10 protein-coding genes are annotated in these 10,065 nt (G+C 49.0%); 4 read left to right on the top strand and 6 right to left on the bottom strand.

Going from position 1 to position 10,065, the window contains the following annotated elements:
- Both Q0231_RS09680 and Q0231_RS09675 read left to right on the top strand, forming a co-directional pair.
- The coding region (locus tag Q0231_RS09680; protein ID WP_299347430.1) for a DMT family transporter at window positions 1-786 on the top strand (786 nt) is incomplete at its 5' end.
- 908 nt (window positions 787-1,694) lie between these two features.
- Window positions 1,695-2,345, top strand: coding sequence for a TetR/AcrR family transcriptional regulator (locus tag Q0231_RS09675; RefSeq protein WP_299347415.1), 651 nt, complete (start codon window positions 1,695-1,697; stop codon window positions 2,343-2,345).
- On the opposite strand, the gene Q0231_RS09670 is transcribed toward Q0231_RS09675, so the two are convergent.
- The 5 genes from Q0231_RS09670 to Q0231_RS16730 form a co-directional block, all read right to left on the bottom strand.
- Window positions 2,342-3,238: a LysR family transcriptional regulator gene (locus Q0231_RS09670; protein ID WP_269395222.1), complete on the bottom strand. Its 897-nt coding sequence runs from the start codon at window positions 3,236-3,238 to the stop codon at window positions 2,342-2,344. The genes Q0231_RS09675 and Q0231_RS09670 overlap by 4 nt on opposite strands.
- A complete protein-coding gene (gene trxB / locus Q0231_RS09665) occupies window positions 3,238-4,191 on the bottom strand; it encodes a thioredoxin-disulfide reductase (protein WP_299347412.1) in 954 nt (317 codons plus the stop codon). The genes Q0231_RS09670 and trxB overlap by 1 nt, the downstream gene beginning before the upstream one ends.
- A 113-nt stretch (window positions 4,192-4,304) precedes the next feature.
- A complete protein-coding gene (greA, locus tag Q0231_RS09660; RefSeq protein WP_269395220.1) occupies window positions 4,305-4,778 on the bottom strand; it encodes a transcription elongation factor GreA in 474 nt (157 codons plus the stop codon).
- A 203-nt stretch (window positions 4,779-4,981) separates the two neighbouring features.
- Window positions 4,982-5,194, bottom strand: a complete 213-nt coding sequence (locus tag Q0231_RS09655) for a cold-shock protein (RefSeq protein WP_269395219.1) — start codon at window positions 5,192-5,194, stop codon at window positions 4,982-4,984.
- A 220-nt stretch (window positions 5,195-5,414) separates the two neighbouring features.
- Window positions 5,415-5,843 (bottom strand): Rrf2 family transcriptional regulator, encoded by a 429-nt coding sequence (locus Q0231_RS16730; protein ID WP_367274485.1) that lies wholly within the window; start codon window positions 5,841-5,843, stop codon window positions 5,415-5,417.
- 100 nt (window positions 5,844-5,943) lie between these two features.
- Between Q0231_RS16730 and Q0231_RS09650 the strand changes: the two genes are divergently transcribed.
- Window positions 5,944-6,384: a group III truncated hemoglobin gene (locus tag Q0231_RS09650; RefSeq protein ID WP_269395218.1), complete on the top strand. Its 441-nt coding sequence runs from the start codon at window positions 5,944-5,946 to the stop codon at window positions 6,382-6,384.
- A 1-nt stretch (window position 6,385) separates the two neighbouring features.
- Window positions 6,386-6,598 carry a hypothetical protein gene (locus Q0231_RS09645; protein WP_269395217.1) on the top strand — a complete coding sequence of 71 codons (213 nt, stop codon included), beginning with the start codon at window positions 6,386-6,388 and terminating at the stop codon, window positions 6,596-6,598.
- A 182-nt stretch (window positions 6,599-6,780) separates the two neighbouring features.
- On the opposite strand, the gene carB is transcribed toward Q0231_RS09645, so the two are convergent.
- The coding region (carB, locus tag Q0231_RS09640) for a carbamoyl-phosphate synthase large subunit (protein ID WP_299347407.1) at window positions 6,781-10,065 on the bottom strand (3,285 nt) is incomplete at its 5' end.

The raw sequence follows: 10,065 nt of genomic DNA, 5'->3' as shown, positions 1-10,065 counted from the left end.
GTTGTTTCGGTGTTTTATCGGTTTGCCTTGGCTGGGTTCGTATTCTTGGCAGGATTGGCACTGGTGGGTAAGTTAAAGCGCCCATTGGTTTGGCGTTTCGTTTTTGTGCAAGCGCTTTGTCTGTTCAGTTTCAATTTCATCGCTTTTTACAATGCGACGGCCCTTATGGCGTCTGGGCTGGTGTCAGTGGTGTTTTCACTGGCGTCGATCTTTAACGCACTTAACGCGCGGTTGTTCTTTGGAGAAAAGATCGAACTGCGCACCATTGTTGCCGGACTTATTGGCGTTGGTGGGTTGGTGCTTTTGTTTTGGCGTGACATTTTTGGCGAGTTGAATTGGGATGTGCTAACCGGAATTTTGTGGGCCACGGGGGGGACGATATTGTTTTCGTTGGGCAATATGGCATCCCGGCGCAATTCGATTGAGGGTGTGTCGCCACTGACTGCCAATAGTTGGGGCATGGGCATTGGTGCTCTGGTGTTATTGGCCATTATATTTGTAACCGGCACGCCGCTTATTTTGGTGACAACGCAGAGTTATTTGCTTGCGCTCGCCTATTTGGCGGTGGTTGGATCGGTGATCGGCTTTACCACTTATTTCATGCTGGTTGCGCGTATCGGTTCGGCAAGAGCGGGCTACGCAACCGTTGTTTTCCCCATCGTCGCATTGCTCGCCTCCACTATGTTTGAAGGGTACCAATGGCATTGGAGCGCCATTGTTGGCATTGGGCTAACGATGGTTGGCAATCTGGTGATGTTTGCGCCACGGCGTAAGCGCTCAATTTGATCAGCGTTGGACAGTATGGTGTTTGCGGACAAAAAAAAGACCCTGTCTTTATGAGACAGGGTCTTTGAATAGGTAGCAGACATCGAGGGAGGAGGGACGGTGTCTGCTGCTTTTTACAAGTTGACTTCGAGGGAGGAGGATACGTTGTCAACTCGTTATGAAGTGTATATGGGGCATGGCCCGGGAATAAACAAGCGCATGTATTGCATATTTGATATGCGATTTACGCATAGCTATTGCGCTGTGGGCTTTAAGTGGGTCGATTGAGCGCCCAATTGCCGCAGAAATTGCATGTCTTGGATTAATTGGTATCTGGAAAACAGTTGCAACCAATAGAACGATCTACAACCAAAAAAGGCTCCGTCGAGGGGACGGAGCCTTTGAATAGGTAGGCAGACATCGAGGGAGGAGGGACGGTGTCTGCCGAATAAGCAAGCTAGCTTCGAGGGAGGAGGATACGTTGCTAACTCGCTATGTGTTCAATATGACTGTTTGGTCTAAATTTTACCAGCGGCAAGATTGCATAGTAGCCATGCGTCAAATGCATGAAATGAGCAGGGCAAAAAAAAGGCTCTATCCAAAAGGATAGAGCCAGAAAAAGATTAGAGAAAACTCTAACAAGGAGGGAACAACGAATGAGTTGAGGGAGGAGGAACAACTCATCTCGCTTTTCTTGAGGGGTATATGATTGCTAATTCATCTTTTAGCAACCATGTTTGACGCAAGGCGGGCATGCGTTTTTTGCATATCAGTTGTAACCCTTATATATTTCAAGGATTTAATTGGTGCGAAAGCGCTGTAAATACCGGAGATTGAACCATGGTTATTTGCGGGTCGCTGCTTGTTCTGCCATTCTTGACGTTGTAAACATGCCTAAATGCAGGTGTTTGAAAGCAGTTGAGATCGTTTTGGCCAAAAAAAGTGACACATATCATCATGGCAACTTGCGCCAAGCTATGCTTTTTGCGGCAGCTGAGGTATTGGCGGAAAAAGGCTTGCAAGGACTAACTCTTAGGGCTTGTGCACGGCAGGCCGGGGTGTCGCATGCAGCACCTGCCCATCACTTTGCTGGGCTTAAGGGATTGCTCACAGCAATTGCCGCTGAGAGCTTTGTCATGATTGCCGTGGTTGCTGAAAAAATCTATGCGCAATTTGATGGCAATCCCGAGGCGTTGTTAAAAACCTTCGCAGTATCCTATTCCCAATTTGCAAAAGAGAATCCAGAACGGTTTCGTTTGATGTTTCGACGTGACCTGCTTGATACGGACGACCAAGATCTATGTGCGGCTGAAGCGCGGGCCTATAGTACCTTCGTGAAGATCGTTCATGGCTTGCGTGGTGAACAGGCGGCAACGCTTGAAGATTTTCGGCAGGGGCACTTGAGCAAACAAATGTATGTGGATGTGGCGCTATATTGGAGTGCGGTGCATGGGTTTGCACATCTCAACATTGAGAACCAATTGGTGGGCTACGATCAGATTGTTGGTGTTCACGATCTCGAAAACGACATGTGGACGGCAATCTCCAAGCGCATGTTGGGCACGCCAAACGCTGACTAGAACTCCCAGCCACGGGCTTTTGAGACCAAGAAGTCGCGGAATACACCGACGCGCTTTGAGTTTTTCAAGGCTGGTGGATAAACGAAATAGGTTTCAAACTCGGGCATTTCCACTTCGTCCAGAATGCGGACCAGCGAACTCTCATCTTCTGTGATGTAGTCGGGCAACATGGCAATGCCAATGCCTTCGCGGCAAGCCTGCATCATGCCATAGATGGCATTTACGCGCAGGGCTGGAATGCGTGGATTGTTTTCTGGGCGACCAATGGTCTCAAGGTAGTTCACATCACCAAGATAGGCCGGGCTTGGGTTGCCGAAGGTGATGATTTTGTGGTTGTCGATGTCGTCGATGCTTTTGGGAATGCCGTGCTTTTCCAAATAGGTTGACGATGCGTAGAAATGGAAATGCACCGTGAACAATTTGCGCTGAATGAGTTCTGATTGATTGGGTCGATGCAAGCGTATGGCGACATCGGCTTCGCGCATGGCCAAATCCAGCTCAGAATCGTTCAGTTTAATTTCGAGCTGAATGGTTGGATATCTCTCCAAAAATTCATTGATCCGCGATGTCAGCCAAGTCGAGCCAAACCCGACCGTGGTTGTGACCAGCAATGGTCCGGTCGGATTGTCTCGGCTCTCACTCATTTGGGCTTCAACGGATTGAAGCTCCCACGCCATGCGGTGGGCGGTTTTGAACAATTGCTCCCCCACCTCGGTCATGACAAGGCCACGTGCGTGGCGGATGAAGAGCTTTAAGCCCAACCCTTCTTCAAGCGAAGAAACTTGACGGGATACTGCAGATTGGCTCATGCCCAATCGCTCGCCAGCGTGCGTAAAGCTGCCAGCTTCGGCAACTACATGAAAAATCCGCAGTCGATCCCAATCAATGCCCATTATTCAGCCGCTTCCGCTACGTCTTGCTCTGCGATGTATTTTTCAGCTTCCAAAGCTGCCATACACCCCATGCCTGCGGCGGTTACGGCTTGACGGTAAATGTCGTCGGTTACATCACCGGCAGCAAATACGCCGGGAATGTTGGTGGCGGTGCTATCAGGTGCGGTGACGAGATAGTTGCCCTGTTTCATTTCTAGCTTGCCATCGAACAAGCTGGTGGCTGGCGCATGGCCAATGGCAACGAAAATGCCGTCGCAGGCTTTATCGAAAATCTCGCCAGTCTTGCGGTTTTTCAGTTTTGCACCCGTTACGGATTTTGGAATGCCGGTTGTGCCGGTTACTTCAACCAATTCTGTGTCCCACAAAACGTCAATTTTTTCGTTGGCGAACAGACGTTTTTGCAAGATTTTTTCTGAGCGCAGTTCGTCACGGCGGTGAACCAGCGTTACTTTTGAGGCGAAGTTGGTGAGGAATAAAGCTTCTTCAACCGCTGTGTTGCCGCCGCCGATAACCAGAACTTCTTTTTCTTTGTAGAAAAAGCCATCGCATGTGGCGCAAGCTGAAACGCCAAAACCTTGGAATTCTTGTTCGGATGGAATGCCGAGCCATTTAGCTTGCGCACCTGTGGCGATGATTAGAGCGTCGCAAGTGTAAATGGTGCCGCTATCGCCAGTAAGCTCAAATGGGCGTTTGTCCATGTCCACATTGACGATGATGTCGGAAACGATTTTTGTGCCAACGTGCTCGGCTTGTGCCTTCATTTGTTCCATCAGCCAAGGGCCTTGGATCATGTCAGCAAAACCGGGATAGTTTTCGACTTCTGTGGTGATGGTGAGTTGGCCACCGGGCTGGATGCCCTGAATAATGACCGGCTCTAGCATTGCGCGGGCAGCATAGATTGCTGCTGAATAACCTGCGGGGCCAGAGCCGATGATCATGACGGGTGCGTGCATTTTCGCAAACCTTTATTAAGTGAATAGTTGAGTTGCACTTAGTTTAAGTATGCGACACGCCTGTTACAAGGCAGAACCGAATTGGCCCACATAAACGTGAAGCCGTAACGGCACTAAATGTAGCTGACTTTCAACACTTCGTATGATTTTGACCCGCCTGGCGCGGTTACTTCAATGCTGTCGCCAACTTCTTTGCCGATGAGGGCACGCGCGATGGGAGACGACAATGATATTTTGCCTTCGCTGGCATTGGCTTCAGGGTTGCCAACGATTTGATAGGTTTTTTCTTTTTCGGTGTCTTCGTCAACAAGTTCAACGGTTGCACCGAATTTGATTGTGTGTCCGCTTAGCTTTGTCACGTCAATGACATCAGCAAGAGCCAAAATAGACTCGAGTTCTTGGATGCGGCCTTCGTTCAAGCTCTGCTGCTCTTTGGCGGCATGATATTCCGCGTTCTCAGAAAGGTCGCCGTGGGCGCGCGCTTCCGATATATCGGCGATAATGTTTGGGCGATCAACAGACGAGCGGCGTACGAGTTCTTCGCTCAGTGCCTTGTGGCCTGCAATAGTCATTGGGATCTTATCCATGGTCCCACCCTTTCATTTATAAAACTCGTTGCATGCATAAAAAACCGGCCCCAAATTTGGTATTGAGGGCCGTTAACATGCAAAACCAATTTAGCCGCAAGTTTGCCCATCGTTATGGGAAAGTCGCGGCTAGGAAGTTTGTATTGTCCGTGATTCTGGCGATTAAGCCAAATTCCGAAGCAGAAGAACTAGCCTTTTATGGCTTAGTCTTCAAGAGAGAGTTCACCAGCTGAGAATTTTCCAGAACGCTTGTCCTGTACCAATTCGTAGCTAACTTTTTGGTTTTCGTTCAGTGTAGAAAGACCTGAGCGTTCAACTGCTGAAATGTGCACAAACACATCGTTGCCGCCGTCTGCTGGCTGAATAAAACCAAAACCCTTTTGGGTGTTGAACCATTTAACTGTACCTGAAGCCATGGAAAATTCCTTTCGCGAAAAGCTTTGTTGTCCCAATTGCTCACCGCAAGCTTTATTGGGGGTAAATCGATGTTGGTAGAAACGTAGCATTCGCGGAGTTAGCTCCGGCCAAGTCGTTCGGCCAATATTCGATGGAATAAATATAGAATTGAATCACCAAAATTTCAACAGTCTAAAAACATTCCAAAATCAGAATTTTCGATCGATGAATTCGCGTGCGTCAATTCAATGAAGGTGGAAGAACAGAATTCTCTTTTATTACGTCACCAAGGGTTTTTGTGCGCAAGTGTTCAATAAACACTGCCTTTGCATCAGTAAAAAACGATGTAAGTGAGCAGTATCCAGCGAAGACGCAGCTGCATTCTTCTTTATTAAGACACTCCACAATTGCGAAATTCGGTTCGGTATATCCAACAATTTCTGCAATGGTTATGCTGTATGCGTTCGGATTTATTGCCACGCCGCCATTTTTTCCCCGCACAGAATGCAAAATTTGAGCGTTTGTGAGCCGATTGACGATTTTCATCAGATGGGTTCTTGAAATCTGCAGTTGGTCTGCAATTTGGGCAATTGTGCGTTTTTGAGGGGACAGGGCGCCAAGGTAGATGACAAGCCTTAAAGCGTAATCGGTTTGACTGGTCAGGTGCACTTATTGTCTCACTTGGTTAGATTTGTGTGATGGGCATATTGCATCTTTCCCGAATTGCAGTAAAGATGCATTGAAAATATATCTTTAAAGGTGTGTTCTAATGGACAAGAGTTTTGCTGAGGTGCACAGAGAAAACTATCGGCGACAAGCTAATGGATACGGCATAGATGAGGCCTTTGTATCGTTGTTGGTTGAAAGCTTTTACACAAAAATACGCGCAGATTCAGATCTGGGCCCGATATTTGACGGGGTGATCGGCGAGGGTTGGCCTGCCCACATGAATAAGATGAAGCAGTTTTGGGGTGCGATTGCGCTGAAGACTGGCGAATATCATGGTCGGCCCATGCCTGCACATATGAAGTTGAAGCAAGTTGAGCGCTGGCATTTTGATCGCTGGCTTGAACTTTTTGCGCAAAACCTTGAGGAGATAGCACCTTCGCCTGAAGCAAAGAACTTTTTCAACGCTCGTGCTCAAAATATCGCCCGTAGTTTGATGACGGGAATGTTTTACGATCCTGCACAAGATCTATTGGAGCGATAAGATGATCATATATGTGGTCTTTGTCTTTGAAGGTTTGGCGCTGCTGGTCCTGGCCGCGTTCGCAACCATCATATTTAGTGAGCGTGATCGGTTCGATGAACCGCGAACTGCGCTGTTGCGCGACCCTGTGGGGCTGCAGATGGATATTGCTGCTAAGACCGCATTTTGGTTTTGGTTGGTTGCGGCGGCTGTTGCAACCGTACTGACAACTTGAGGGAAAATCATGCAGAAGAAAACAACGTTTGAACGGCTGTTGCCAGCATTGCCTTGGGTTCTGCTCTGGGGCTTTGCGCCAATGCCTGTCTATATTTGGGCGATAATTACCATCATCAAATAAGACACTTAGGTAAACAATGGGCGGAGTTTACTTGAAAATGTAAACTCCGCCCGAGTTTGTTAAACCGCGAAATATTCTTGCACAGATTTCACGGTTAATGTGTCGGTTGAGTAAGAAACAATGCCATCAACCGCTGCAATTGCACCAGCAATTGTGGTGTAATAGGGGATCTTGTTGAGCAATGCGGTACGGCGCAGGTCCCGGCTGTCATTAAGCGCTTGTTGGCCCGATGTTGTATTGACCACCAATTGGACATTGCCATTTTTCATGGCATCCACAATGTGCGGGCGTCCTTCAAGAACCTTATTGATCTTTTCGGCTTTTACGCCATTTTCAAACAAGAACCGACGCGTGCCGCTGGTTGCAATAACCTTAAAGCCAACTTCTTCAAGCAATTTGATGCTGGGCAGAATGGTCGCTTTGTCTTCGTCGCGAACGGAAACGAACACGGTGCCAGATTTTGGCACTTTTGTTCCGCCACCAAGCTGGCTTTTTGCAAAGGCAATACCAAAGTCCGTATCAAGGCCAATGACTTCACCTGTTGAGCGCATTTCTGGGCCAAGAATTGTATCAACGCCAGGGAAGCGGGCAAATGGGAAGACTGCTTCTTTGACGGCGATATGCTTGAGCACTGGCTCTTGGAGGTTGAAGCTGGCAAGGCTTTCACCCGCCATAATGCGCGCGGCGATTTTAGCCACTGGCATGCCGATGACTTTTGCGACGAACGGCACCGTACGTGAAGCGCGTGGGTTCACCTCCAGCACATAAAGCGTGCCGTCTTTAAGGGCGAACTGGATGTTCATGAGGCCACCAACCTTGAGGGCCAGCGCCAATTCAGTGGCCTGACGTTTGATCTCAGTAATTGTTGCTTCATCCAAATTGCGCGATGGCAAAGAACATGCGCTATCGCCGGAGTGCACACCCGCTTCTTCAATATGTTCCATGATGCCAGCAACAAATACGTCTTTGCCATCACAAAGGGTGTCCACATCAATTTCGATTGCGCCGCCCAAATAGCTGTCAAACAACAATGGGTTGGTTGCAAGGACTGAGTTGATCTGTCCGGTTTTGTCGTTCGGGTATTTTTGACGGATATGGGGCGGCACCAATTCGGTGAGGGTGCTTTGCACATAGTCTTCAAATTCGTCGGAATTGTTGACGATCGCCATGGCGCGGCCACCCAACACAAATGAGGGTCGAATAACCAACGGATAAGAAATATCCTCTGCCACCATGCGTGATTGCTCAAGCGAATATGCAATGCCGTTTCGCGGCTGGGTCAATTCCAATTCATGCAACAGTTTTTGGAACTGGTTGCGGTCTTCGGCCAAATCAATGGCTTCTGGCTGTGTGCCCAAAATTGGGATGCCTGCGCGCTTGATCGAATTAGCAAGGCCAAGCGGCGTCTGACCACCGAACTGCACGATAACGCCTTCAAGCGTGCCTTTTGACTGCTCAAGGTGCAGGATTTCGAGCACATCTTCTTTGGTCAATGGCTCAAAATACAAACGATCTGAAGTGTCATAGTCAGTTGAAACTGTTTCAGGGTTACAGTTGACCATGATGGTCTCGTAACCCGCTTCAGAAAGCGCAAATGCGGCGTGACAGCAACAATAGTCAAACTCAATGCCTTGGCCGATGCGGTTTGGTCCGCCACCCAAAATGACGATTTTCTTCTTGTCAGAAGGCACTGCTTCGCTCACCGGTGCGCCAGCAAATGGCGTCTCATATGTTGAATACATATAGGCAGTTGGTGAGGCGAATTCTGCGGCACATGTGTCAATGCGCTTATAGACAGGGTGAACGTCCAATTTGTCGCGCAACGCTTTCACGTCGCGTGGTTTTTTGTCGGTTAGGTCCGCAAGTCGCGTATCGGCAAAGCCCATTGATTTGAGTTTGCGCAGTTGCTGCGCGGTTTCTGGCAAACCGTGTTCTTTTACTTTCGCTTCCATTTCAACAATGCCGCGAATTTGCTCAAGTACCCATGGGTCAAACTTACAGGCATTGTGGATGAACTCATCATCAAAGCCTAAACGCATGGCGTCGGCGATGACCAAAATCCGATCCGGAGTGGGTTTGCCCAAGGCAGCACGCACCGCGTTTTTGTCGTCGCCTTCGCCAACACCCGGAATGCCGATTTCATTAAAGCCAGTCAGGCCTGTTTCAAGCGAACGTAGCGCTTTTTGCATGCTCTCTTGGAACGTCCGGCCAATGGCCATGGCTTCGCCAACAGATTTCATGGCTGTTGTTAGGTGATTGTCTGCACCGGGGAACTTTTCGAACGCGAAACGTGGAATTTTTGTGACCACATAGTCGATGGACGGTTCAAACGAAGCCGGGGTTGCACCTCCTGTGACGTCGTTTTCGAGCTCGTCAAGCGTGTAGCCAACTGCAAGCCGTGCTGCAACTTTGGCGATTGGGAAGCCCGTTGCTTTTGATGCCAAAGCAGAAGAACGCGAAACACGTGGGTTCATTTCGATAACGATCAAACGGCCGTCTTTTGGATTGACGGAGAACTGCACGTTTGAGCCACCGGTTTCCACACCAATTTCGCGCAACACCGCCAAAGATGCATCGCGCATGATTTGGTATTCTTTGTCGGTCAAGGTAAGCGCTGGGGCCACTGTGATGCTATCGCCAGTGTGCACGCCCATTGGATCGATGTTTTCGATGGAACAGATGATGATACAATTGTCTTTTTTGTCGCGGACAACCTCCATCTCATATTCTTTCCAGCCGATGATGCTTTCTTCAACAAGCACTTCATTGGTTGGAGACGCATCAATGCCGCTTTCAACAATCGCGATATATTCTTCGCGGTTGTACGCCACACCGCCGCCTGTGCCACCCATGGTGAATGAGGGGCGAATGATGGCAGGCAGGCCAACGACTTCGAGTGCTTCAAGCGCTTCTGTGAGATCGTGCGCGAGCATTGAGGTTGGTGTTTCAAGGCCAATTTTATCCATTGCAGCGCGGAAAAGGTCGCGGTCTTCAGCCTTATCGATGGCTTCGGCTGTCGCGCCGATCATTTCCACATTGTATTTTTCGAGGACACCCATTTTGCGCAGGGACAATGCGCAGTTTAGCGCTGTTTGGCCGCCCATTGTTGGAAGAAGTGCGTCGGGGCGCTCTTTTTCGATAATTTTGGCCACAACTTCTGGGGTAATTGGCTCCATGTAAGTGGCGTCGGCCAAATCAGGGTCTGTCATGATGGTGGCTGGATTAGAGTTCACCAAAATAACGCGGTAGCCTTCAGCTTTGAGGGCTTTGCAGGCCTGTGTGCCTGAATAATCAAATTCACAGGCTTGACCAATAATAATTGGTCCGGCGCCGATGATCAGGAT

The sequence above is a fragment of the uncultured Maritalea sp. genome (genome assembly GCF_937139385.1).
GTDB classification, from domain to species: domain Bacteria; phylum Pseudomonadota; class Alphaproteobacteria; order Rhizobiales; family Devosiaceae; genus Maritalea; species Maritalea porphyrae_A.
The sequence above is the reverse complement of the archived record's forward strand: the minus strand, read 5'-3'. Positions and strand labels throughout refer to the sequence as shown.